The sequence below is a fragment of the Magnetococcales bacterium genome, from assembly GCA_015228935.1.
Classification (GTDB): Bacteria; Pseudomonadota; Magnetococcia; order Magnetococcales; family DC0425bin3; genus HA3dbin3.
The window spans coordinates 1-26,087 of the sequence record JADGCO010000032.1; the positions used below are offsets into that span (position 1 = coordinate 1).

The window sequence follows — 26,087 nt, forward strand, 5'->3', positions numbered from 1 at the left end:
CACGGCCTTCCTGTTGTTTGCCCTATCGGCCTATGGAATATGGCTCTATCGGGATCCCCTGGTAGCCGGTCCCTCGGCCAACCCGACCCACCTGACCCAAATCCCCATCGATTTACTGCCCAGGGCACAGCACCTGCTGCGACGCGCTAGGCGCTATCAGACGGTCCTGCTCAAGGCAGGGGTCCCTGAAGAACGCATGAAAGGAGCCGTAGATTATCAGCGCCAGAAAGAGGCCAAACACCGCATGGCCCTGCTGGCTCAACGCCTGGCCACGGGTATGCAAGAAAACAATCCGCCGCGCCCCGTGGGATCCGAGGATTTCCCTGTTTACGAAATCAATTTGCCAGAATCGTTTCCCCTCAACCTGAACGCCTGCCGGTTTGCCTTTCCTCCCCCAACCCTGGGCAGCGAAGAGATCGTCAAACGCATGGGGCGCGATACCCTCTGCGTCATCCTGGGCAGTACACCCACCCAGCGCCAGGAACTGGTCAAGATCTGCAAAGATCCCACGACTTTGCTGGTCGCCGCCGATGGCGCAACCATCACCCAACTCCTGCTCGGCCAGGATCCCCAAGGAATTCTCGCCCGCCTGATCGCCCAACAGGTCAGCGTCACCCGGGTCTCTCCCTACCAGACCAAAGGGGGTGTCAACCGCGAAGCCATCTTCTATGGTCGCACCCGCATCCTGGCCGATATCATGCACCGGGCACCGGCCAATTATCTACTCGCCGGTGGCCGCCAGGTCGGTAAATCCAGCCTCCTTAAAGCTTTGTACCGCCGTTATCAAGAAGACCCCAAAGTTGATTGCCGCTATTTGTCGGCAAGCGGCAACACCATTCTCCCAGATCTGGCCTTGGAAATCGGCCTGGAAACGACCGCATCCCTGGAACAAATTGTCGAGGCCATCCTTGCCCGCCAGGAAGACCGGCGGCTGCTCTTCCTCATCGACGAGGCCGATGAATTTGCCCACCAGGAGTCCACCAATGGCTTTAAAACCCTGCATGCCCTGCGCAATCTCAGCGAAATGGGCAAGGCGCATTTTATCCTGGCCGGTTTTTGGGGACTCTATCGACTGGTGCGCGGGGAGTATCAATCCCCGATCAAAAATTTCGGCGATGTCCTGGCCATCGCTGCCCTCGAAGAGGAGGCCAGCCGCCGCCTGCTGACCGAACCCATGCAAACCATGAACATCAGCTATACATCGACAGCCTTGATCGATGAAATCCTGGCCAAGACCGGCCAACGCGCCAATCTACTCGCCATCACCTGTAGCGAAGCCCTCAAGCTCATGGACATGGAACAACGCCAACTGGGCGCTGAGGAAATCTACAAGGCACTGGACAGCCGGTCCATCCGTGAAGCCCTCGGTGGCTGGGCCGAACTGGCCGGAAAACATGATCCCACCGGCAACCATCACGACCGCATGATCGTCTACGCCATGGCGGAAAAAGAGGCCTTCTCCTTCGACGATCTGGTGGCCCGCCTGCAACACGCCCACGCCACCTGGGACCCGCAACACCTGCACGACGCCCTGGAACGGCTGGAACTCGCCACCATCCTGGAACGCCAGGCAACCACGTATACCTTCCGCGTCCCCCTCTTCCGCGCCATGATCCTGGAACAAAACCCCCAGGAGATGCTCGCACAGGAAATTCGGCGCAACAAAGAACGTGTCAACGGATGAAATGTTTGCCGACCCGGCATGCCGGCCAGAGTGGTGTCCTGCATTGACTTGGGAGAAGTGGAGGGGTATAACCGCGACCACACTGCACGGCATGGGCCGTTTTGAGCGGATGAGGCTGGGGAGCGGTAGCGTGGATGAATCCTGGACAACACAAAACAAGACAGCACTCCTGGTCCTGGAAGATGGCACGGTGTTTTCAGGTCGCGCCCTGGGAGCCGCTGCCTGCCAAGTGGGCGAGGTGTGCTTCAACACCTCCATGACCGGTTACCAGGAGATCATGAGCGATCCCTCCTACGCCGGCCAGATCGTCACCATGACCGCAACCCAGATCGGCAACGTCGGCATCAACCCGGAAGACATGGAGTCCGCCCGGCCCCATATCCGTGGCTTTGTGGTCAAGGAGTCGTCCCGCATCGTCTCCAACTGGCGACAACGCGAGGATCTCGGCACCTTCCTGCAACGCTATGGCATTCCCGCCATCGAAGGGATCGATACCCGCCATCTGGTCAACCTGCTGCGAAGCAAAGGGGCACAACGCGGCGTCCTCTCCACCCTGGGCGACAATCCGGATGACCTCCTGGCCCGGGCACGGGCCTGGCCCGGCTTGGTCGGCATGGACCTGACCGGAGAGGTGACCTGCCCTGCCCCCCATGCCTGGCACGAAAGCACTTGGCGTCTCGGTCATGGCCATCTCCGGCCAGGTGAAAACGACGGCAAACACCCTGTGGTGGTCCTCGATTTCGGGGTCAAATACAATATATTGCGCTGTCTGGTCGAGGCCGGTTGCCGGCTGACGGTGGTGCCGGCCACCACCCGGGCCGCTGACATTCTGGCCCTGAATCCCGATGGCATTTTTCTCTCCAATGGCCCCGGCGACCCGGATGCCGTCAAGGAAGGGATTGCTACCATTCGCACCCTCCTGGACAGCAAAAAACCTCTGTTCGGCATCTGCCTCGGCCACCAGATGCTCTGCCTCGCCCTGGGCGGCCAAACCGCCAAAATGAAGTTCGGCCACCGCGGCGGCAATCATCCGGTCCAGAATCTGGCCACCGGGCAGGTGGAAGTCACCTCCCAGAATCACGGCTTCATGGTGGAGGAAAAAACTCTGCCCGCCGGAGTGGTCGTGACCCACCGCTCCCTGTTCGACGGCACCGTGGAAGGGATGCGGTTGCGGGATCGCCCGGTCTTTTCGGTGCAGTTTCACCCGGAGGCCAGTCCAGGCCCCCATGATTCGCGCCATCTCTTCCGGCAGTTTACCGACCTGATGCGGGAGTGAAGGCATGCCCAAACGCACCGACATTCAGAAAATCTTGTTGATCGGCTCCGGCCCCATCGTCATCGGTCAGGCCTGCGAATTCGACTATTCGGGTGCCCAGGCCTGCAAGGCCCTGGGCGAAGAGGGTTACCAGGTGATCCTGGTCAACTCCAACCCGGCCACCATCATGACCGATCCCAATCTGGCCGCCCGCACCTATGTGGAACCGATCACCGTGGAGATGGTCACGGAAATCATCCGCACCGAACGCCCCCATGCCCTGCTGCCCACCATGGGCGGCCAGACTGGCCTCAACATGGCCATGCAACTGGCCGAACAAGGCGTCTTGCAAAAATATGGCGTGGAGATGATCGGTGCCACCCGGGAAGCCATCGACAAGGCCGAAAATCGCGAGTTGTTCAAAAACGCCATGACCCGGATCGGCCTGGACATGCCCCGCTCCGGCTTTGCCCACACGCTCGACGATGCCCGCCGCATCCTGGAAGAGGTGGGCTTTCCGGTCGTCATTCGGCCCAGCTTTACCATGGGCGGCACCGGCGGCGGCATCGCCTACAATCAGGAAGAGTTTGAAGAGATCATCCTGAGCGGCCTGGAAGCCTCACCCATCACCGAAGTCCTCGTGGAAGAGTCGGTCCTGGGGTGGAAAGAGTATGAAATGGAGGTGGTGCGCGACTGCCAGGACAACGCCATCATCGTCTGCTCCATCGAAAATCTCGATCCCATGGGGGTCCATACGGGCGACTCCATCACCGTGGCCCCGGCCCTGACCCTGACGGACAAGGAATACCAGATCATGCGTAACGCCTCGATTGCGGTGCTGCGCGAGATCGGGGTGGATACCGGCGGCTCCAATGTCCAGTTTGCCGTCCACCCGGAAACCGGGCGTCTGGTGGTCATCGAAATGAATCCAAGGGTCTCCCGCTCCTCGGCGCTCGCATCGAAAGCCACGGGATTTCCCATCGCCAAGGTGGCCGCCAAGCTGGCCGTCGGCTATACCCTCCCCGAAATCATGAATGATATCACAGGAGTGATCCCGGCCTCCTTCGAGCCGACCATCGATTATGTCGTCACCAAGATTCCCCGCTTCACCTTTGAAAAATTTCCCCAGGCCGAACCCATCCTGACGACCCAGATGAAATCGGTCGGCGAGGCCATGGCCATCGGTCGCACCTTCAAGGAGTCCTTCCAGAAAGCCCTGCGCTCCCTGGAAACCGGCCTGAGCGGCCTGGATGAAATCCTCGACCCGGCCCTCTCCCGGGAAGAACGCCAGGCCCAACTCGAAAAAGAGTTGCACCGGACCGGACCGGATCGGGTGCTGTATGTCGCCGAGGCCTTTCGCTGCGGTCGCTCCGTGGCCTGGGTCCATGAACTGACACGCATCGATCCCTGGTTTCTCGACCAGATCTGGCAAATCATCACCACGGAAGAACGTGTGCGGGGCCAGGCATTGGCGGACATTTCTGCGGCGGAGCTGCGGGAAATCAAGATCATGGGATTTTCCGACCAGCGGCTGGCCCGCCTGCTGAACACCACCCCCGCCGCCGTGCGTCAGACCCGCCTGGCCGCCGGCATCAAACCGGTATTCAAGCGGGTCGATACCTGCGCCGCCGAGTTTGCCACCCAGACCGCCTACATGTATTCCACCTACGAATCCCACTGCGAAGCCAACCCCTCGGCGCGGAAAAAAATCATGATCCTGGGTGGCGGACCCAATCGGATCGGCCAGGGAATCGAATTTGATTATTGCTGTGTCCATGCATCCTTTGCCCTGCGCGAGGCGGGCTATGAGACAATCATGGTCAACTGCAATCCGGAAACGGTCTCGACGGATTATGACACCTCGGATCGTCTCTATTTCGAGCCGCTGACGCTGGAAGATGTCCTCTCCATCGTCGATGTCGAAAAGCCGCACGGGGTGATCGTCCAGTTTGGCGGCCAAACCCCCCTGAAACTGGCCAAACCCCTGGAAGCCGCCGGGGTGCCCATCATCGGCACCTCGCCCGACGCCATCGATGTGGCCGAAGATCGCGAACGGTTTCAACATCTCCTGCATCGCCTGCAACTGCGGCAACCCGCCAACGGTCTGGCCCGCTCCGAAGCCGAAGCACTCGCCGTGGCCGAGAGGGTCGGATACCCGGTGGTGGTGCGTCCCTCCTACGTGCTGGGTGGACGCGCCATGGAAATCGTCTTCGATACCAAAGACCTGGACCGCTACATGCGCACCGCCGTGCAGGCCTCCCCGGACCATCCGGTGTTGATCGACCATTTTTTGCAGGACGCCATCGAAGTGGACGTGGATTGCGTGGCAGATGGCCACCAGGCCATCGTCGGCGGCATCATGGAACACATCGAGGAAGCCGGTGTCCACTCCGGGGATTCCGCCTGTTCGTTGCCGCCCTACTCCATCAGCAGCGACCTGAGTAACGAAATCGAGCGGCAAACCCTGGAACTCGCCGCCGCTCTGGGTGTCGTAGGACTCATGAATGTCCAGTTTGCCATCTGTCAGGGGGAAGTCTACATCCTGGAAGTCAACCCGCGGGCATCGCGAACCGTGCCCTTTGTGTCCAAAGCCACCGGCGTCTCCCTGGCCAAAATTGCCGCCCGACTCATGGCCGGCGAGAGCCTCGCCGCGACCGGCATGATCCGCTCCCCCCTGCCCAGACATATTTCGGTCAAGGAGTCGGTTTTTCCCTTTGCCAAATTCCGGGGGGTGGATACCATCCTGGGACCCGAGATGAAATCCACCGGCGAGGTCATGGGAATCGCAGACTCCTTTGGGATGGCGTTTGCCAAGGCCCAGTTCGGGGCCGGGGTGTTTCTGCCCCGGGCCAGAGACCTCAAACCGCAACAGAAAATTTTCATTTCGGTCCGGGATGCCGACAAGGATGGCATTCTTTCCCCTTCCCGCCAGCTCCTGGATCTGGGATACCGGCTGTGCGCCACCCGTGGCACGGCGGATTGGCTGCGCCAGAATGGCCTGGAAGTGGAATCCATCAACAAGGCGAACGAAGGCCGGCCCCATGTGGTGGACCACATGAAAAACAACAACATTGTCCTGGTCTTCAACACCACAGAGGGCAAACAGGCCACGGTGGATTCGTTTGTCGTGCGCCGCACGGCCCTGATGTGCAAGATTCCGTATTTTACCACAGTGGCCGGCATGCGGGCCGCTGTCTCGGCCCTGGCGGCTGTCCAGGATACCGGGTTCCATTGCAAGGCATTGCAGGATTATTATCCTGGCAGGTAGTCAAGCCAACGCTTGCCATTGCAGTGCCTGATGGGGTTATGATTCCGTCAGGCAGGCGGGCCGACGCTTGCATTTTCTTTTTCTTGATCCTGTTTCTTTTCATGCAAGGATCACAAGAGGGTGTAAAATGGCACAAAAAATTCCTTTGACCCTGGAAGGCGCCGAAATGTTGAAGGCGGAATTGAAAAGGCGCAAAACCGTGGACCGCTCCAGGGTAATCGAAGCCATCGCCGAGGCGCGGGCACACGGCGACCTTTCCGAGAATGCCGAATATGCGGCGGCCAAGGAGCAGCAATCCTTCAATGAAGGACGTATCCAGCATCTGGAATCGGTGCTGGCCAATGCGGATGTCATTGACACGAGCCGTCTGCGGTCCAACAAAGTGGTGTTCGGGGCCAAGGTGACCGTCACCGACGAACAAACCGATGAAGAGGCCTCCTACCATATCGTCGGTGCCGAAGAAGCCGATATCGATAAAGGCAAGATTTCCATCACCAGCCCGTTGGCCCGTGCCATGATCGGCAAACAGGAAGGGGATTCCATCGATGTCCAGGCACCGGGGGGCATCCGGCACTACGAAATCCTGACCATCCGTTTTTGAATGCCACGGCGTCGCCCATCAAGTCGCGAGTGGTTGCGGGAACACCGCCGTGATCCCTATGTCCAGGCAGCGGCACGCGATGGGTATCGTTCCCGGGCCGCTTACAAGCTGCTGGAAATCCATGCCCGCCCCCCGGCCAATCTGCTGCGCCCGGGAATGGCTGTTGTGGATCTGGGAGCTGCCCCGGGCGGGTGGACTCAGGTGGCATTGCAACATGTCGGGCCACAAGGCATCATTGTGGCCGTCGATCTCCTGGCCATGGATCCCCTGAGCGGGGCCGAGATTATCCAGGGTGATTTTCTACAGGCAGCAACGCTGCTGGAAGTGCAAAGAGTGCTGGGGCGACCTGCGGATCTGTTGCTGTCGGACATGGCCCCCAATATGAGCGGCATCAAGGCCGTGGATCAACCACGCGGAGAGTTGTTGGCCGAGGCGGCCTTGGAATTTGCCGCCGCAGTCCTGAAACCACTGGGAGCAGCAGTCATCAAACTGTTCGACGGCCCAGGATTTCACGATCTGGTTCGGGGAGCCAGGATCGCCTTTGGACAGGTGAAAGTGGTCAAACCCAGGGCCAGTCGGGGCCGCAGTCCCGAACACTACCTGGTTTGTCAGGGGTTTCGCGCCTCTCCCTCCCATCTGGAGAAAGATCATGCGTGTCATCAAGCAGGCGTACACATTTGACGATGTTCTCCTGGCCCCGGCCTACTCGGAGGTACTCCCCCGGGACGTGGATGTTTCCACCAGGCTGACGCGCACCATCAAACTCAACATTCCCCTGGTATCCGCCGCCATGGACACGGTCACGGAGTCCCGGGCCGCCATCGCCATGGCCCAGGAAGGGGGTATCGGAATCATCCATCGCAACATGACCCCCCGGGAACAGGCCCGCGAAGTCAAAACCGTCAAGCGCTATGTCACCGGCATGGTCGTGAATCCCTGGACGATCCGCCCGGATGCCAACCTGCGCATGGCCAAGGATATCATGCACCACCACGCCATCTCCGGCATTCCGGTCACTGAGGAGGATGGACGGCTGGTGGGTATTCTGACCAATCGGGATGTGCGTTTCGCCACCGACCACACCCAGCTCGTGTGCGAACTCATGACACCTCAGGAACGCCTGGTGACCGTCCGGGAGGGGGTGGATATGGCTGAAGCCAAACGCCTGCTCCACCAGCACCGTATCGAAAAACTCCTCGTCGTGGACAGTCAGTATCGTTGCGTGGGTTTGATCACGGTCAAGGACATTGAAAAAACCCAGACCTATCCCATTGCCTGCAAGGATGACAACGGGCGCTTGCGTGTGGGAGCCGCTGTCGGCACCAGCGCCGAATGCCGCAAACGTGTGGCATCGCTCATGGATGCCCATGTCGATGTCCTGGTTGTGGATACCGCCCATGGACATTCGCGTGGGGTCCTGGAGATGGTCAAGTGGATCAAGGAATCATACCCGCATGCCCAGGTCATTGGCGGCAACGTGGCCACCGCCGATGCAACCCGTGATCTGATCCTGGCCGGGGCCGATGCCGTCAAGGTCGGCATCGGCCCGGGATCCATCTGTACCACGCGCATCGTGGCCGGTGTGGGCGTCCCGCAAATCACCGCCGTGGCCGATTGTGCCCATGAAGCCAACCGGCATGATGTACCCATCATCGCCGACGGCGGCATCAAATTTTCTGGAGAAGTGGCCAAGGCGATTGCCGCCGGTGGCTCCAGTGTCATGCTGGGATCCATGTTTGCCGGCACCGACGAAGCCCCGGGCGAGGTGTTCATCTACCAGGGACGCAGCTACAAAACCTATCGGGGCATGGGTTCCCTCGCCGCCATGGCCAAAGGTTCCCGGGATCGCTACTTCCAGAGCGGCGTTCCCCCGGAAAAACTGGTCCCCGAAGGGGTCGAAGGGCGGGTTCCCTATAAAGGACCCCTGGCAACCATCATACACCAGATGGTGGGGGGGTTGCGCTCGGCCATGGGCTACACCGGCTGCGCCACAATCGATGAATTGCGCAAAAAGCCGATGTTTCTCCAGATCACCAGCGCCGGTTTGCGGGAATCCCATGTCCATGATGTCACCATCACCAAGGAAACGCCCAACTATCGTTTGGAATAAAAGCCTATGTCAGCCAATTCAGATCATATGGCCCATTCGGGTCATTCCAAACATTCAGACCGTTCAAGCCATTCAGGCCATAAGGTCGCTCCGGTCAGCTCCCATGGCGAACGCATTTTGATTCTTGATTTTGGCTCGCAATATACGCAACTGATCGCCCGTCGGGTACGCGAGGCCCATGCCTACTGCGAAATTCACCCCTGGTACATGGATCCCGCCGCCATCCGGGCCTTTGCCCCGGTGGGGATCATTCTCTCGGGTGGCCATCAATCGGTTTATGAACTCAAGGCACCAACCCTGCAAGCGGAAGTTCTCGCCCTGGAGGTTCCGATCCTGGGTATTTGCTATGGCATGCAGATTCTGGCCCGGCATCTCGGCGGAACCGTCGTGGCCTCGGGCAAACGCGAATACGGCCCGGTCCGGGTCCGGCGTCTTGAGGATCCCGGTGAATTTTTTGCCGAATTTTTTCAGGAAGAGTCCACCCCGGTCTGGATGAGTCATGGAGACCATGTGACGGTGCTGCCGGAAGGGTTCCGGGCGTCTGGAACGAGTGACAATGCCCCCATCGCCGCCATGTTCGATGCCAAGAGACACATCTATGGCGTTCAATTTCATCCCGAGGTGCATCATACCCCACGCGGACATTTCCTGATCGATCATTTTGTGCGCCAGGTGTGCAAATGCCGGGGATTGTGGACCTCCGGCCATTTTATCGACCAGGCCACGGCCCGCATTCAACAGCAGGTGACGACGGATCATGTGCTGCTGGGACTTTCCGGAGGCGTGGATTCCGCCGTGACCGCTGCCCTGGTCCATCGGGCCATTGGTGACCGTCTCACCTGCGTGTTTGTGGATAACGGTCTGCTGCGGTTGAACGAAGGGGATGAGGTCATGGCCACCTTCGCCGAGCATATGGGCGTCAAGGTGATCCGCGTCGATGCCGAAACCCTGTTCCTGGATCGTCTGCGTGGCGTGGCCGACCCCGAACGCAAACGTAAAATCATCGGCCACACCTTCATCGAGGTCTTCGAACAGGAAGCCAAACGTCTGCCCAACGTACAATGGCTGGCCCAGGGGACCATCTATCCCGATGTCATCGAGTCCGCCGGCGGCAAAACCGGTGTGGCGGCCAGCATCAAGTCGCATCACAATGTCGGTGGCCTGCCCGCCGACATGGGTCTGCAACTCCTCGAACCCCTGCGGGAGCTTTTCAAGGACGAGGTGCGACAGGTTGGCGAAGAGTTGGGATTGCCCCGACGGATGCTCTATCGGCATCCGTTTCCAGGTCCCGGTCTGGGGGTGCGCATTCTGGGCGAGGTCCGCAAGGAGTACGCCGACATTTTGCGCCTGGCCGATGCGATCTACATGGAAGAGTTGTACAGCTCGGGTCACTACGACCGTACCTCCCAGGCCTTTGCCGTGTTTCTCCCCGTGCGCAGCGTCGGCGTCAAAGGAGACGGTCGCAGCTACGAATATGTCATTGCCCTGCGCGCTGTCGAAACCCAGGATTTCATGACCGCCTCCTGGTACCCCATGCCCCAGGAACTTCTTTCACGCATCGCCAACCGGATCATCAACGAAGTCCCCGGTATCAATCGGGTGGTCTATGACGTGACCTCAAAGCCACCCGGAACGATTGAGTGGGAGTGAAGGGTATATTGCAAGAATATCCCCTGTAAGGTGTGCCATGAAAATACACCCCGCAGGGTGTATCATGAAAACATCCCCTACGGGGTGTATCATGGATATACCCCCCGCAGGGTGTATCATGAGAAAATACCGCACAGGGTATATCATGAGAAAATACCGCACAGGGTATACCATGAGAATACCCCCTACAGGGTGTATTGTAGAGATATCCCCCGCAGGGTGTATTGGGCAATAATCCCTTGCAGGGGATGCTTTGATGTTATACCCTTTGAGGTATATTTATTGAATAGACCGTAGAGGGGATAGAGGATGGAAGACATTGTCAGGTTACCCCGGCAGCTTTCTCAGGTTTTGCGGGCGCACCGCAAGCGGAAACACCTGACACAATATCGTGCGGGTCAAAGTGTCGGTCTGCTGCCCAAGACCATTTCTGCGCTTGAAACGAGACCGGAAGGCAGTTCCATTGCGAGCCTGTTCCGATTGCTTTCGGCCCTTGATCTGGAACTGGTCGTCCAGGAGAGGCGTCCATCACGACAGGACGATGGTCCGGAGTGGTGATGATGGGTGGACGATCCAGGACGCGCACACTTGGGATATGGATGAATGGCGAGCATGTGGGTCGCTGGACGGTCACTCCCCAGGGCGAACATGAGTTTGAGTATGCCGAGTCCTGGGTGGCATCGGCTTACGGGCGCTCCATCTCTCTCTCCATGCCGATGAGCCGGGTGGGTCGTCTTTACAAGGGTGCCATTGTTGAAAATTATTTCGACAATCTGCTGCCTGACAATGACAAAATCCGGGTGCGCATTCAGCAGCGATTTGGTGCCCCTTCACAGGCACCCTTTGATCTGCTTGCCGAGATTGGTCGTGATTGTGTTGGGGCCTTGCAATTGCTGCCGGACGATGAAACCCCCGGCAACATCCGGCAAATTGAAGCCGAGGCGGTGAGTGAGGCAGATATTGAGCAGATTCTTGACAATACGTTCAATGCGTCTGTTTTCGGGCAGCATCAGGATGAGGACGATTTTCGCATTTCGATAGCCGGTGTTCAGGAAAAAACGGCCTTGCTGTTTCACGAGGAAAGGTGGTTGAAGCCCCGGGGTGCAACCCCGACCACGCACATTTTGAAATTTCCCATTGGCCGCCACGGGAACCAGGGGATTGATCTCGCCATGTCGGTCGAGAACGAGTGGCTCTGTGCCCGCATATTGAATGCCTATGGAATCAGGGTAGCCAAATGTTGGCCGGCGACCTTTGGCCGGCAGAAGGTTCTTGTCGTCGAGCGTTTTGATCGCCGGCTGGCACGCGATGGATCCTGGATCATGCGCCTGCCACAGGAAGACATGTGCCAGGCCAGAGGCGTTGCCCCGGATTTGAAATACGAGAAAAACGGCGGGCCGGGCGTCAAGACGATCATGGATCTGTTGCTGGGATCCGCCAGCGCCGAAGCCGACCGGGCAGATTTTTTCAAGACTCAAATCGTTTATTGGCTGATATGCGCCATCGATGGTCACGCCAAAAATTTCAGTATTTTTCTTGAACCACATGGCACGTACCGCTTGACGCCACGCTACGATGTGCTGTCGGCCTACCCGGTTCTGGGCAACGGTCCAGGTCTTCTGCAAGAGAAAAAGGCAAGGATGGCCATGGCGTTGATTGGCAAAAATCGACATGACAAATGGGCTGAACTTCAGAAGCGGCATTTTGAAGCCACGGCCAGGTCCTGTGGTATCGAAGCATCCGGAAAAATGATCGTGGAACATGTGCTTGCCGCAACGCCGAAGATCATTGCAGAGGTCGCGGAGGGGCTTCCCGGGGATTTTCCCGAGCGGATCGCAAAGCCCATACTGGATGGACTCCAGCGCATGACGCAACGGCTCACATGAGAGCGTATCCATTGCCTGGATTGGCCTTGTTTTTTTATGAGAGAATGGTGCCGTGTGGGGTACCATGCCGGGGTAGTCCATGAACAAACGCATCAAACTGCTTGAATCCATGCAAAATAATCCACGCGACTGGCGGATCGAGGATTTGCTTTCCGTGGCATGGGCAACACCACCGTATCCATTCGAAGCCTATACGCATATCATCAGCCCCTTATCGGAGGAGGAAGGGGGTGGTTTTTTGCTGACCTTTCCGGATTTACCTGGCTGCATGGCGGATGGTGAGACCGAGACCGAAGCCGTTTTGCATGGGCGGGATGCCTTCGCATCCTGGGTGTCGGCACGGGTTGATACAGGCAAGGCAATCCCTGAACCGGCCTGTCGGCCAGGAGCCATACCGACGGTTTCTGGACGTTTTATTGGGAGCCCTTGATCAAGATGGAGATTATTCAGAAAAACGACCAGTCAGGTGATTCATTGACGGAAACAACCGTCTTGCACATCACAAAAATGTGTTGCCCGGTAGAGGCGGATCTGGTCCGCAAGGCGCTGGCCGGTCTTGACGGTGTTGTGCAATTGGACTTTGACTTCATGCAGCGGGATGTGGTGGTGGTGCATCGGGGCGTGCAACGCGCAGCCATGGTCGCCGCCTTGCGCACCGTAGAGATGGAACCGGATCCCCAGAAAACAGGCGCGAATGCCAATCTGGCAGACACCGGTTTGGCAGATGCCGATCCGGCTTGTGCCTGCTCTGCACCGGTCCAGTCGCACTCTTTCCTGCGTGCGTGGGGGCTGACCATTCTGGCCGGGGTGAGTGCGGTTGGGGGAGAAATTCTGGCCTGGAGCGGTATTGATGAAAACTCCCCGTGGCTCATTGCCCTGGCTCTGGTATCCATTGCCTCGGGTGGTCTGGGGACGCTGAGGCGCGGCTGGATTGCCTTGCGCCATCTCTCCCTCAATATTAATTTTTTGATGTCGCTGGCCGTACTGGGTGCCATGGCCATCGGGCAGTGGCCCGAGGCAGCGATGGTGATTTTTTTGTTTGGGGTGGCCGAACGGATCGAGGCCCTCTCCCTGGATCGGGCACGCAATGCCGTGCGGGAACTCATGACTCTGGCACCAGAAATTGCCACGGTCCAGATGGCAAGCGGAGCCTGGGAAAGCCTGCCTGCCAAAAGCGTCACCATTGGGCAAATGGTCCGGGTCAAACCGGGTGAGCGGATTGCCCTGGATGGTGTCGTGGTCACCGGACGATCCGGAGTCAATCAGGCCCCCATCACCGGCGAAAGTGTACCAGTCCTGAAAGAGACCGGTCACATTCTTTATGCCGGATCGATCAACGGTTCCGGGATGTTGGAATATCGGGTCACGGCAGACTGGCAACATTCCACCCTGGCACGCATCATCGACACCATCCAGGCGGCCCAGGCCAAACGGGCTCCCATGCAACGAATTGTGGATCGGTTCGCCCAGTACTATACCCCGGCGGTGGTCGGGATCGCGGTGTTGATTGCCACGGTACCGCCATACCTGTTCGGCGGGGCATTTTCTGAATGGTTTTACAAGGCATTGGTGATGCTGGTGGTGGCCTGTCCCTGTGCCCTGGTCATTTCCACACCGGTGACGGTGGTCAGTGGTCTGGCCGCCGGGGCGCGGCGCGGTATTTTGATCAAGGGCGGTCTCTATCTGGAGCAGGCTCATGCCATCAAGGCCATTGCCCTCGACAAAACCGGTACCTTGACGCAAGGTCAACTCACCATGACCGATTTCATCCCTCTGGGCAATCGGGATCGGGAACGGACCTTGCGCCTGGCAGCCAGTCTGGAGGTGCATTCCGAACACCCGGTGGCCGCAGCCATCGTTTCCGCCTACGGGAAAAACCGTATCCTGATGCATGTGCGTGGTTTCGAGGCAATCCCGGGGCGTGGTGTGCGGGGAACACTCCAGGGTGAACTTCATCATCTCGGCAGTCGCCGCCTGTTGGAAGAACTCGGATTCAGCCATCCAGACGTGGAAAAAAGGGTTCCTGTCCTTGAACAGGAAGAAAAAACCGTTGTAATCCTGACCTCGGCCACGGAACCGTTGGCCATCATTGCCGTTGCCGATCAGATGCGGACCCATGCCCCGGAAGCAATCCACTCCCTGCACAAGCTGGGAATTGCCGTGACCATGCTGACCGGTGACAATGCTGCCACCGCCCGGGCCATTGCCCGACACGCCGGGATCACCGACGTTCAGGCCGGTCTGCTCCCCGATGAAAAATTGCTCGCCATCGAAGCATTGATGCAACGCTTTGGTATCGTGGCCATGGTGGGGGATGGGATCAACGATGCCCCGGCCCTGGCCCGTGCCTCCATCGGTATCGCCATGGGCAATTCCGGAACCGATACAGCCCTGGAAACCGCCGATGTGGCCATCATGAACGACGATCTGCGCAAGGTTGGAGAGTTTGTGCGTCTTGGGCAGGCAACCCGCCAGATTTTATGGGAAAATATTATTCTGGCCATCGGTATCAAGGGCACCTTTCTCGTGCTGTCGGCCTTGGGAATCGCCACCCTCTGGATGGCCGTTCTGGCCGACATGGGCACCAGCCTTATGGTGATTCTCAACGGGCGTCGTCTGTTGAATTTTTTCAGGCCGGCCCGGGAGACGGATTGATTCAAACCCCCTGATCCCGGTTGGCCTCCTCCTGGCGTCGGGAACTGGCCTGGAATGCCTTATCCAGCAGATGTTGCAATCCTGGCATGGGTTGCAGCTCGAAAAAGATTTGATAACTGAAGAGTCCCTTGGAAAGGCGGATCAGCCACCTGTTCAGGTTCAGCAGAAATTTCGAGAGCGCGTTATGCCCGATTGCCAGGGGAAACGGGGCGGGGATACCCTGGACCCGAATCACCTTGAAGCCACGCTCCTCGAACAATTGCCGAAAGGAGGCAAAAGTGAACAGGCGCAAATGGGTAAAATCAAGAATGCCGCGTTTGCCGTAACGAAAGGCCCCGAGAAACAACATGAGACGCACAAAGACAAACGCCACATTTCCTGTTGTTGCCAGGATGCGGGCCTTGGGATTGCCGCCGCAGGCCTGATGCAGATTGACGACGAAGGCTTCCGGATCTGCAAGATGTTCCACAATATCCAGCAGGATGACATGAGAAAAACGGGAATAATCCCTGGGCGGGAAATTTTTGCTCAGGTCGTCATGCACAACATAGTCGTCGAATACATCCTTGCTGGAGCGTTCCAGCATGTCAATTCCCGTGATGCGGCACCCTTTCTCCTGGAGTTTGCGATTCATCGTGCCATCGCTGCAACTGACATCCAACACCTCGGACCCCTGGGGAATGGCTTCAAAAACCGCTGAATGCGAAGAGGAAAAACTCAATTTCGATTCATATCGGGGCTTGGGCTTTTTGTGTCCATCCAGGTCGAATTTGCGCTGATAAAAAATTCCCAGGGGTTGCATGCGCACGATGGTCGTCACTTTGACCACATCCCAGGCATACTTCAGGCCGTTGACATGGCAGACTTCATCGCCATAAAAGGTGGGGATGGGGTGTTCCCGGATGCGCAGTCCCGCATTGACAAACTGGATGATGATTTCTGTATCAAAGTGAAAGTCGTTGGTATTCAGTTGAAAGGGGACCTGTTTCAAGGCCGATGTCCGGTACAGCCGATAGCCGGAATGGAATTCGGAAAGCTCGGAGCGCAAAAGACGGTTTTGATACGTGGTCAGAATTTTGTTGCCGGCATATTTATAGAGCGGCATGCCTCCCTGAATGGCGGCAAAACGGCTCATCATGCGTGAGCCGAACAATGCCATGGCATCCTGATCGAGCATGGATTGCAGGAGATCGGGGAGCTTTTCCGGGGCATATTGGCCATCGCCATGCAGCAGGGCCACAACATCGAAACCGTTTTGCATGGCGTAGTGAAAGCCAATCTTCTGGTTGCCACCGTAGCCCTGGTTGACCGGGTTGAACAGGACGGTCAACGGGAACGGAAAAACGCCAGAATTTTGATATTCAATGGCTTTTTCAAATGTTTTGTCACGGGACGCATCATCGATGATGAGGACCTCGGTGTGATGTTTTTCCAATTCCCGGGGAATGCGGGACAGAACACTGACGATGGTCTTTTCCGCATTATAGGCGACAATGAATATCAGAAACCGGCAAGGCATGATGAACCGTCCGTTTTGAGGGTCAGAACCAGGATCGCTCGTTTGAATCATGCCTGATTTTTTTCCCCAAGCCAATGGTGTCTCCTCGATTCAGGGCGGATCTTTTTTCAATATGGGTCTGTGGAAGAAAATGGCCTGCTTCATGGTGAATCTTGCAGGGCACAGCCCTTCCTCCTGGACCTCCATCCCAGTTTTTCATTCGTTTTTTTTCGAAATTAATAAGTTATTAGACAGCCTCTGAGAGAGGGCATGGATGGGGATGGCCTGGATGGCCTGGATGATGCCATCTCTGGCCTGGAGCAGATTCCAGGATTGAATTTTTTGTTGGGCAGCCGCGCCCATTTTTTTCAAATCGACCTGGGGCTGCATGGCCAACCGCAGGCGTTCCACCAGGGCTGTCTTGTTCCGGGCCGGAAAAATCCAGCCGGTGACATCGGGTTCCACGAGATCGGGTCCACACCCCACCTGGTCACTGAGCAGCACCGGCACACCGCAACACATGGCTTCATTGACCCCCAATCCCCAGGTTTCATCGTGGGAGGATGGCAAAACGAACAAATCACCCAGGCGATAGACCAGCGGCATGCCGGACTGGTTTTGGAATGGCAGGAAATAAACTCTGTTGCGAACGGATTGCGCCCGGATCGACAAGGCGTCACGCAACTCTCCGTCACCCACGAACAGCAAAACGGTGTTGGCAATATCGGCTGCGAGGAACGCATCCAGGAGGAGCATGGGTTGTTTTTTTTCTTGCAATTTTCCGGCAAAGAGCAGCACCCGGCAATCGGGAGGAATGCCCAGGCTGAGTCGCCAGGCAGAGGCTTCCTGGTTCCGGACTATGGAATCCGCCGCAAAGCGGGTGTTGTCCACGACATGCGGACAAAAATGGAGCCTCTCCGGGGGTACGCCAAAACTGCGAAAATAGTCCCGATTCAGGGTGCCACAATACAGAAACCCCTGACAGCGGCGAAAGAGGATGCGCAAGACCCAGGCCCGCAACAGCTTTTTGATGCCACCCCGGGGCGAGAGCAGGTGGGAATCGCCGCGAAACAAAAGCGGCATCTTGCAGGCTGCGAGGGACCACATGGCCAACAGATGGCTTTGATGCATATAGCCATTGACCATCACCACATCCGGCTGCCAGGCCAGGACCCGTTGGACCAGATCCGGATTGATCAAACCGCGAAAATGGTGTGTGCCAGGGTGACGGGCCACATTGGGCACAAACTCCCAGGGATACCCTTCCAGCAGGGGAACATCCCAGCGAATCTGTTTTTGAAAGCCATGATCATGGAAACCTGTGATATCTCGATTGTCCCAGGTATAGAAGACCCGGATGGCCAATTCCGGATGTTCGTTCAGGACCACCCAGAGCGGGGCATGGTATTGAATGGGATGTGACACGATGATCGCAAGACGGGCGGGTTTGGAGGAGATCATGACTGTCCATTCACCCTGGAATCCGTGGACACCCTGGAATCCGTGGACACCCTGGAATCCGTGGACACCTTGGAATCCGTGGACACCTTGGAACCCTTGGACTCTCTGGTGTCCGTCAACACTTCTGAATCCGTTAGATCTGACTTATTCAGCAAGGAATCCACGGCTTTTTGGAGATTGCGGCGATATGTTTCCCAACTGTTGAGTTCTGCCTGTTGCCGGGCCATTCGACTCATTTCCGGAATTTTTTCCCGATGGCGGGAAAACCAGATCAGGTGTTCGACCAGGCCGTCCAGGTCACCACTCGGAAAGACCCTGCCGCAAGTATCGTCGAGAATATCCGGACCGCAGGTGGCATCACTGCACAGGGCGGGCAGACCACAAGCCATGGCCTCGGTGACCACCAGGCCATATCCTTCAAAAAAAGATGGAAAGACAAATACATCAGAGTCCTGGAACGCAGCCCGCAATCCATCAGCCGCCAGATGACCGAGAAAACGTACTCCATGGGGCAACTCTTTTTTCCATCTGTCTGCCACAGCCCAACTCCCTGCCAGCACGAGTTCGGCATCCGGCAGGGCCGCTTTTTTCCAGGCGTTGAGCAGGAGCGGGATTCCTTTGCGGATGGAAATATGCCCCGCATAGATGAAGCGCAGGGGACGCTTGAGAGTTGCATGGGTGGTTTTGGGGAGCCATTGGTTGGTATCCACGCCATAGGGAACCACGATCACTTTTTTGTCGGCGTGCTGGAGGATGGTTTGTTTGGCAAAGGAGGATGCGGTCAGCACCAGATCGGCCAACTCCATTTCCTGGCGTTTCTGGTCTGGGCGCACGAAGCGATTTTGCACGATGCCACCCGAGGGGATCCACTCCGCATAATCGGCATGGAGTTGTCGGGAGATCACTTCCCAGGCCGGATAGTAGCCGATGGGCATGTCATACAGGCAGGGTTTGCCCTGGGCACGGGCTGCCTGAAAGCCTCCCAGGGCGCAATCTTCGAAGCTGTGAACCGCATCGGCTTGTGAACAATGGCGGGCCAGGGTCGCCATCAACCAATCGTTGGCCTGATAGGCCATGGCCTCATCGACATCCGACAAACCAAAACGGCTGGCCAGCAGGCGCCGGGCCATGCGTTGCCACTCTCCTGCCGGATTCTGGATGATGCGTGCCTGATCCAGGGGAGGAAACCGGCGGCGGCGCACACGCCGGGTCAGTTCATGCAGGCCGGGAAGTCGTTCCAGCCAAGCCATTTCCCGGGCCGTAGGCAGCCAGGCAACACAGAAAGCCAACAAACGGCCCCGTTCAAAATGGGCCAGTGCGGCATGGTGGGAATTGGGATTGCCGCTTGGATGACCGAAAAGAATTTTCACGTCCCGTCCCCACCTGATGTTTCAGATGTCACTCTGCCTGGAACCCGTTGCGGGGAAAAAATTTTCCCCTGAAAAACGCGGTTTGCAGGCCACAAGGCAGATGGAGTACGCCGGCCATCCGGTCAGGTAATCCAGAACCGGATCCAGCAAGGGTGGTAAAATCCGCAGAGGCAGCGTCACGCCCCAGGCCAGCAGGGGATGGATGCGTATCAACTTCCGTATGGCCCAGGTCAATTTTTGACTCAGGAAACCGCTGCAATAGGAGATTTCCTCCAGGAGCAATCCGGCATCCTGGCACAATTCGGTCAACATGGCCGGCGAATATCCCCGGCGGACATGCCACCCATCTTCGACGACACTGAACGGGCCATCATCACTGGGCGTGATGGCGCGATAATACAGATACGGTGTGGTCAGGAGCAGACGACCGCCGGGTTTGAGACAAGCCACGATGGCATGCAGGAGGCGGCGATCATCCAGGACGTGTTCGATGGCCTCCAGGCAGATGGCCGTATCGAATTGCTGGTGCAAATCGCTTCTCTCGGCAAGATTGCGAATATCCTGGATTTCAAAACTGGCCCCTGAAATCTGGCAGAGGGCGGCCCGTTCGCTGGCCAGATCCCGATTGCGTTGATCCCAACTCAGTCCCAGGGCCAGGTAGCCACGGCGGGCAGCCCCCATGCTGAACACCCCGTTGCCACACCCCACATCGATGAGACGCGACCTTTCGGTACTCCTGGGCAGATGCCGCCGTACCCACCGCCAGCGATCCAAAACCAGGGTGTCGCCATGAACCAGGAGGGCCGGAAATCCGAAAACGCGGACCAAAAGGGATTTATCCACAATCCATCAGCCTTGTTCCATGGAGGGCCAGCACCCGCTTTCCATCATTTTGTCTACATCACCTGAAACAGAAATTCATTTCTGCTTGCTGGACACAAATGACTTCAACCCATACCCGCTTCCCAATCCGCCGAGAAACGTCACGACATATCTCAGGGTTTCTTTATAGAGTTCTGCATCATGATTAACCAAAAAATATGTGGTCCATAAAAATACGACACCCACAATCAATACATGAAACGAAAAATATCTCCTTATGGACAGAGATTCCTTATGGGCCAGATTTAATTCCGAGTGGGAAATATCAAGAATTTTGTTGATATGTTCCGGATTGATTTGTTCATAAATCGGATTTGAAATATCTCCCGAAAAATTTGCCGAAGACGCCTGAATAATCAACTGAGTGATTGCCTCTTTTGCTTCTGGAGGGAGATCAACGGTACTGAGAACAGAATCGCCCAATACGCCAGGAGACCTGGAAATGGCAGCACTCCCCTTTTCATCCTCGTTTTTCGACGAATCCGTCAGGATATTTTTCTCTTCCGTCATAACATTCGGTTCACAATGGCATCGGCACTCAAATTTTTCCTGATAAAATCATTCACCCTCGATTCAATGTTTCCAGCAACATAGAAGGAACTGACGTACACGACAATTTTCGAAAAATCGCGTTCGGATATACCGTATTTCTCTTTGATCACGAGTAAACTCCTGATAAGCTCGGAGAGCTTTGCAGGTTCAGCCTTACCATTCGGAAAGCCACCCCCCCTCCATCCATGAGTATCAGAACCCATTTTTCTGTAAAAATTTTGACGCATGTTCGACACCTGCCAACAGAAAAAGAGTACTCCAAACCACAACCTCACGGAGTTGATGCTACTGGAGACATGGCACCCTGTCAATCAAATAAACCCGAACGCTATCACCCAAAAACGGACTCTTGCCTGGTTGACCACTCCTGACCCTTTTTCTCGGAACGTCGCACGAGCGCAAGCCATTGTCGGACAGTATCGGCTTGCATGCCCAGATCCCGGGCCATGGTTTCGATATGGTATTCTGTGGTCAGGAAGCGACCGCCACGCAGGGCGATGCGCAAAAAGGCTGCCTGATCGACTGCCATCATTCACCTCCTTGTGAATGTGCGTGTTGAGGACAATCGATATTCAAGCAATATTTATACCATTATAAGCTTTTATCTCCGTTTCTGTCCATATCGACCAATCCCGAATCTACAGGCGTTTCATACGGAAAATTGTCGTTCCAGATGGAGCATGACGAGGCGGGAACCCTGCGGGGCAAGGCGAACCTCCATGCCCTGCGGACGAAAGCCAAGCTCATGATACAGGAGAAGAGCGGGCGTATTGTCGCTGAAACAGGAGAGGCGGATCAGGGGAACCTGATGGCGTTCCCGGGCGATACGAATCATCCCCTCTACCAGAAAACGACCCGCCCCCCGACCACGACAGGTACGATCCACAATGACGTGACCGATGAAACACTCTTTTCCGGGTTGCAGATCGTAAATATCCGCATATCCGGTAGGCTGGTCATCCCATAAAAGCAGGGTCTGGTCTGAACGGTGTCGAAAAGGACCCTCGACCATTTGTTCAGGGGTCAACGGATGGTGTGCCTGGGGAAAAAAACGAAACAATTCCATCGGATCCGGTGAAAAATCACAGATGGCTGGAATATCATCCCGGGTCGCATGTCTGAGGGTAAACACCGCTGCATGATCCTGTTGGGTGAAGGGAAAGACCAAGGGAGAGGATAATTCAAACTTTCCAGGTCGCAAGGCCTTTTTCCCCCATGTCAAATCCTTGGCCAGGTCCATTTTTTGTTTGATTATTTTTCATCAATGTTATCATTATGTTGCATACACACACCGCATGGTGACGCCAAAAAAATGGCAAAAAAGGCGTGACAAGGAGTCCAGATTGCCATATACTCGCTTTCTGAGGGGGTCAATTATTTTGCAGGGTGCGATACCCGCCATCTCCCCCCTCCTCCTCCTTTCAGGATGAATGGAAAGCAGTCACGTCCGCTCCTGGTGGAAAGTCGAATACGGTCAAGAGTTGCAAGCCATCCATGAGGCACACCATGAAACACAATCGAAATTCATTTCTGGCCGCCTGCGCCCTGGTAACCGGGGTCATGTTCGCCATTTCTGGACCTTTGGCTGCCCAGGACGGTGTCAATCAGGGAAGCCCTGCATTCCAGGCTGGCGTTGATCCAGGCCCCCCTGCGCTCCTGAACCCGGATTACACTCACAGCTCTTTGGCAATCACGGCAGGTTCCGATGCCAACAAGGAAAATTGGATTCTCAACCCCTATTTTGCCCACAAGGTTGCCGACCCCCTCCTCCCCAATGCCGACGGAACCTTTTCTCTGGCCCATCCGGAACGAGGGCCTCTGTCGGAGTATGCCTTCGGCCTCAATCTGACGACCTTGTCGAACCAGAATCCGTGGAACATCAACGGCAAAATTTCCTATCAGACCAGTTCTGACCGGAGTATTGGCAACGACCGGGTGGCCGAAAATGTTTTCCGGCATGTTTCCAGTACATTGGCAGCGGGGTATGCCTTCCATGACTGGGAACCTTACCTGGCTTTGACCCTCGATAAAAAAATGGCCACCGAAGAGTCTGTGCCATTCAGTCTCGCGCCCAGCAGTGGCAACCTGGCGCTGGGTGCCCGCTTCGACATTTCACACGCTCTGACCGGTGAAGTGACGACGCGCTCCTTTTTGATGCAAAATCAGATTGAGGAGCGCAATATTCTGGGCAATATCCGCATGTCGTTCTGAGAGGCTGTCTATTAACTTTCGGATAAAAAAAATTGGAAAGAAAGATTTTATTGGGGCTACGCCCCAAACCCCGCCAAGAGGAAGGGCAGAGCCGCTTCCTCCTGGACCTCCATCCCAGTTTTTCATTCGTTTTGTTGAAATCAACATGTTATTAGACAGCCTCTGATGGGAATGGAACATGAAAGGCAGATCATCTGTCTTTATGGAAGCTTCATGTTTTCTGCCAGAACACGGGCCATAAGCCTGTATCCTTCCTGACTGAGATGGGTGTCGTTTGGACGATACAGATCCATGATTTCCGGCAATAAACCCCGAAAATAAGTCAACAGATTGACCGCTGACAAACCCGCCGTGAACGTTTCCTGGAATACATCGAATACTTCCGGCAAGGGAGCGCCATTTTCCATATACTGTTTATAGACATTTGATTTGTCTGGCACCACGACCAAAACAAACTCAATATTTTTGGCACGAAACTGCGCCTGCAACTGGCGCAGATTGGTAATTGACTGTTGCATATCCGAAACACTCCACCTGGATTTGGCGTCGTGTTCATCGAGATGCAACATCCGGTCAGATCGACGATTGGAAAACAAGTCACTTCTCTTGAGTGGAACGTTGACAACGATCCCCGACACCAACAGGCTATTGGTCCGGGTCATCCGAATGGTATTTCTGAGCGTATGGTAAAGGTACTGCGGGGAAAGTGAATATACGCGCCTGTTTTCTGGCAAATCCATCTTTGTCAACAAGGATGTTCTGGAATGGGCCGAATGAACCGGTTGAGGTATAAAAGTCCGACAGGGAATGATCCTGGAAAAAGTCATGAACTGTCGTTCGATGACCTCCATAATCACTAATTTGACTGTTGCATGCTTTATATTTAACAACCATTGTACCCAATTATCAACACATCCAGACCTGGTATATTCGTAGGTCTGAATGCTTTTATTCAATATGGCTGACAATTCTGATTGCCAGTATGTATCGATACTGAAAGAATCTCCCAGGACCATAATGTCAGATTGCGCTGGTGGATTATAATCATTTATAATAGAAACAGGACGTTGCGATTTATTCAAGCCGAAATCTCTTTCCGCCCAATACCCCATACGGGTCAAATCTCCTTCAACGGGACCCAGATATAAAGAGACAGGAAAAAATATAAATAACAAACCTGCCACGGTTGAAAAATACCATAACAAGTAGCTCTTGTGACTCATTCTGTGCATTATATTCATAATTTTATCGGAATCCACTCCAGATATTTCAAAAAGCAAGGAAATTGAGAAAAACAGGTTACAGATATATATTTCTAAAAAAGCAAATCCATGAAAGAAGAGATTGACAATAAAATATTTTAAAACCGCCGTGATTTAAAATTGATAATACAAAAATTGACTTATTTTATTCAAACCGATCAACACATAAAAAAACACAACACCCATGAGAACAGCGTAAAACACATTCGGCGACCATGAAGACCCTGATGTCAAGTTCATTCTGGAACAACGACGTTCGACCAGGGACATCCATTCCTGGGTGTTGGGCAAGGCGAAGGTAACAAGGCATGCAGCACCTGACAAGAGCAGAAATCCAGAAAAATCACGCAACCCCGGCACACCGGCAAAGGCACCATCGTATTGAATGGTTGGATGGTGAGAAGACAACATGGACAGCAGGGGATTTAGAACGACGGCCACACCGGGAGGCAGAGTGATGCCATGAATGCCCACCATGCCTTGCAAGATCACGCTGGCTGAAGTGAGATTGTCAGCCCGAAACAACACCCACGCACAAACCACCGCCAGGAAGGTCAAACCCGTGGCAACGACACGAGAAAATCCTGAAGGGTCAACGACCGGAAGAATGCCCAGACGTTCCCTGACCCCATGCCAGGCATGATTGATGACCAGATAGAGGCCATGCAATCCCCCCCAGGCAACAAAATTCCAACTGGCACCATGCCAAAGTCCCCCCAAGAGCATGGTCAGCATGAGATTGATGTGGCGACGCATCCTGCCCTGCCGGTTGCCACCCAGGGGAATATACAGGTAATCCCGCAAAAAATTGGACAGGGTGATGTGCCAGCGTCGCCAGAATTCAATGATATTGACCGCCTTGTAAGGCGAGGCAAAATTGATGGGAAGATCCACCCCGAACAGACGGGAAATACCGATGGCCATGTCGGAATATCCTGAAAAATCAAAATAAAGTTGCAGGGTGAAAGAGATGGCCGCACACCAGGAGGCAATCAACATCGGCTCAAAGCCCCGGTCTGCCGCCTGAAAAACCGGCGTGACATAGCTTCCCAGAGGATCGGCCAGAAAGACCTTCTTCGCCAGACCGATGGTAAAAATCGTCATGCCTGTTGAAATGTTTTCCAATTGCAAACGATAAGTCTTTCTGTCTGCAAATTGCGGCATCACCTGTTTGTGATGCAGGACCGGTCCGGCGATCAGGTGTGGAAAATAGACCACAAAAAGGAGATAGTAAATAAAATTGTACTCCCTGGCAATGCCACGATACACATCAACCAGAAAGGCTGTCTGTGTAAAAGTGAAAAAAGAGATCCCAAGTGGCAGGATGACATGTGCAAAGGGTATCTGCCATCCCGTGACACTGTTCAGGGTATCGATAAAAAAATTGACATATTTAAAATAACACAGAATGACAATATTGAAACTGATTGACCCTGCCAGAAATGTTTTTTTCCATTTGCTTTTATTTTCGACGGCAGATGACAGAATTTTTGCAAAATAAAAATTGGCTATGATTGAAAAAAGCAGAAGAATAACAAAGGAGGCATTCCACCACCCATAAAAAAACAGCGAAACCAACCCAAGCCAAAGTACCGCCATCGATTGGGAATATTTTCCTGCCAAATAGAATCCAAAGAACGCAACGGGGAGAAAAAGAAAAATGAAACCGAACGAGTTGAAAAGCACCGAGTCATACTCCCAGGAACCCGTCAATCCACCCCAATGGTCTTTGCCTTCATCTA

General features: G+C 55.4%; 22 protein-coding genes. 12 read left to right on the forward strand and 10 right to left on the reverse strand.

Translation table 11 applies throughout. The features are described from left to right. The 11 genes from HQL65_09540 to cadA all read left to right on the forward strand — a co-directional run. Positions 1–1,684: ATP-binding protein (locus tag HQL65_09540; protein MBF0136470.1), on the forward strand; the 1,684-nt coding region annotated here is incomplete at its 5' end. A 109-nt stretch (positions 1,685–1,793) separates the two neighbouring features. Next, positions 1,794–2,960: a glutamine-hydrolyzing carbamoyl-phosphate synthase small subunit gene (gene carA / locus HQL65_09545; protein ID MBF0136471.1), complete on the forward strand. Its 1,167-nt coding sequence runs from the start codon at positions 1,794–1,796 to the stop codon at positions 2,958–2,960. A gap of 4 nt (positions 2,961–2,964) precedes the next feature. Further along, positions 2,965–6,207, forward strand: a complete 3,243-nt coding sequence (gene carB, locus HQL65_09550; protein ID MBF0136472.1) for a carbamoyl-phosphate synthase large subunit — start codon at positions 2,965–2,967, stop codon at positions 6,205–6,207. A gap of 127 nt (positions 6,208–6,334) precedes the next feature. Further along, positions 6,335–6,808, forward strand: coding sequence for a transcription elongation factor GreA (greA, locus tag HQL65_09555; GenBank protein ID MBF0136473.1), 474 nt, complete (start codon positions 6,335–6,337; stop codon positions 6,806–6,808). Further along, positions 6,809–7,489: an RlmE family RNA methyltransferase gene (locus HQL65_09560; GenBank protein ID MBF0136474.1), complete on the forward strand. Its 681-nt coding sequence runs from the start codon at positions 6,809–6,811 to the stop codon at positions 7,487–7,489. It abuts the gene before it with no gap. Further along, positions 7,458–8,918, forward strand: coding sequence for an IMP dehydrogenase (gene guaB / locus HQL65_09565; GenBank protein ID MBF0136475.1), 1,461 nt, complete (start codon positions 7,458–7,460; stop codon positions 8,916–8,918). Before HQL65_09560 ends, guaB begins: the two co-directional genes overlap by 32 nt. A gap of 27 nt (positions 8,919–8,945) precedes the next feature. Then, a complete protein-coding gene (gene guaA / locus HQL65_09570; protein MBF0136476.1) occupies positions 8,946–10,568 on the forward strand; it encodes a glutamine-hydrolyzing GMP synthase in 1,623 nt (540 codons plus the stop codon). Between the two features lie 309 nt (positions 10,569–10,877). Beyond that, positions 10,878–11,126, forward strand: a complete 249-nt coding sequence (locus HQL65_09575; GenBank protein ID MBF0136477.1) for a helix-turn-helix domain-containing protein — start codon at positions 10,878–10,880, stop codon at positions 11,124–11,126. Further along, positions 11,126–12,454 carry a type II toxin-antitoxin system HipA family toxin gene (locus tag HQL65_09580; protein ID MBF0136478.1) on the forward strand — a complete coding sequence of 443 codons (1,329 nt, stop codon included), beginning with the start codon at positions 11,126–11,128 and terminating at the stop codon, positions 12,452–12,454. Before HQL65_09575 ends, HQL65_09580 begins: the two co-directional genes overlap by 1 nt. 109 nt (positions 12,455–12,563) lie before the next feature. Continuing rightward, a complete protein-coding gene (locus HQL65_09585) occupies positions 12,564–12,884 on the forward strand; it encodes a type II toxin-antitoxin system HicB family antitoxin (GenBank protein MBF0136479.1) in 321 nt (106 codons plus the stop codon). Between the two features lie 5 nt (positions 12,885–12,889). Next, positions 12,890–15,109 (forward strand): cadmium-translocating P-type ATPase, encoded by a 2,220-nt coding sequence (gene cadA / locus HQL65_09590; GenBank protein ID MBF0136480.1) that lies wholly within the window; start codon positions 12,890–12,892, stop codon positions 15,107–15,109. A 1-nt stretch (position 15,110) separates the two neighbouring features. On the opposite strand, the gene HQL65_09595 is transcribed toward cadA, so the two are convergent. The 8 genes from HQL65_09595 to HQL65_09630 all read right to left on the reverse strand — a co-directional run bounded on the left by HQL65_09595 (position 15,111) and on the right by HQL65_09630 (position 22,073). Beyond that, positions 15,111–16,628, reverse strand: a complete 1,518-nt coding sequence (locus tag HQL65_09595; GenBank protein ID MBF0136481.1) for a glycosyltransferase — start codon at positions 16,626–16,628, stop codon at positions 15,111–15,113. 195 nt (positions 16,629–16,823) lie between these two features. After that, positions 16,824–18,068, reverse strand: a complete 1,245-nt coding sequence (locus tag HQL65_09600; protein ID MBF0136482.1) for a glycosyltransferase family 4 protein — start codon at positions 18,066–18,068, stop codon at positions 16,824–16,826. Next, a complete protein-coding gene (locus HQL65_09605; protein ID MBF0136483.1) occupies positions 18,065–19,438 on the reverse strand; it encodes a glycosyltransferase family 4 protein in 1,374 nt (457 codons plus the stop codon). The genes HQL65_09600 and HQL65_09605 overlap by 4 nt, the downstream gene beginning before the upstream one ends. A 21-nt stretch (positions 19,439–19,459) precedes the next feature. Beyond that, entirely contained in the window at positions 19,460–20,266 is an 807-nt protein-coding gene (locus HQL65_09610; protein ID MBF0136484.1) for a methyltransferase domain-containing protein, read from the reverse strand. A 90-nt stretch (positions 20,267–20,356) separates the two neighbouring features. Then, the gene (locus HQL65_09615) at positions 20,357–20,830 is read right to left on the reverse strand and encodes a hypothetical protein (protein ID MBF0136485.1); all 474 of its coding nucleotides are present in this window, start codon (positions 20,828–20,830) and stop codon (positions 20,357–20,359) included. After that, complete coding sequence (locus tag HQL65_09620; protein MBF0136486.1) at positions 20,827–21,099, reverse strand: hypothetical protein; 273 nt, start codon at positions 21,097–21,099, stop codon at positions 20,827–20,829. The genes HQL65_09615 and HQL65_09620 overlap by 4 nt, the downstream gene beginning before the upstream one ends. A gap of 104 nt (positions 21,100–21,203) precedes the next feature. Further along, complete coding sequence (locus HQL65_09625; GenBank protein ID MBF0136487.1) at positions 21,204–21,404, reverse strand: hypothetical protein; 201 nt, start codon at positions 21,402–21,404, stop codon at positions 21,204–21,206. A gap of 117 nt (positions 21,405–21,521) precedes the next feature. Continuing rightward, a complete protein-coding gene (locus HQL65_09630) occupies positions 21,522–22,073 on the reverse strand; it encodes a GNAT family N-acetyltransferase (protein MBF0136488.1) in 552 nt (183 codons plus the stop codon). Positions 22,074–22,378: 305 nt separating this feature from the next. On the opposite strand from HQL65_09630, the gene HQL65_09635 reads away from it, so the two are divergent. After that, positions 22,379–23,083 carry a hypothetical protein gene (locus tag HQL65_09635; GenBank protein MBF0136489.1) on the forward strand — a complete coding sequence of 235 codons (705 nt, stop codon included), beginning with the start codon at positions 22,379–22,381 and terminating at the stop codon, positions 23,081–23,083. A 200-nt stretch (positions 23,084–23,283) separates the two neighbouring features. Here HQL65_09635 and HQL65_09640 read toward each other — a convergent pair whose 3' ends face one another. Next, entirely contained in the window at positions 23,284–24,267 is a 984-nt protein-coding gene (locus HQL65_09640; GenBank protein MBF0136490.1) for a hypothetical protein, read from the reverse strand. Between the two features lie 192 nt (positions 24,268–24,459). Further along, the gene (locus HQL65_09645) at positions 24,460–26,031 is read right to left on the reverse strand and encodes an MBOAT family protein (protein ID MBF0136491.1); all 1,572 of its coding nucleotides are present in this window, start codon (positions 26,029–26,031) and stop codon (positions 24,460–24,462) included. Between the last annotated feature and the right edge of the window lie 56 nt (positions 26,032–26,087).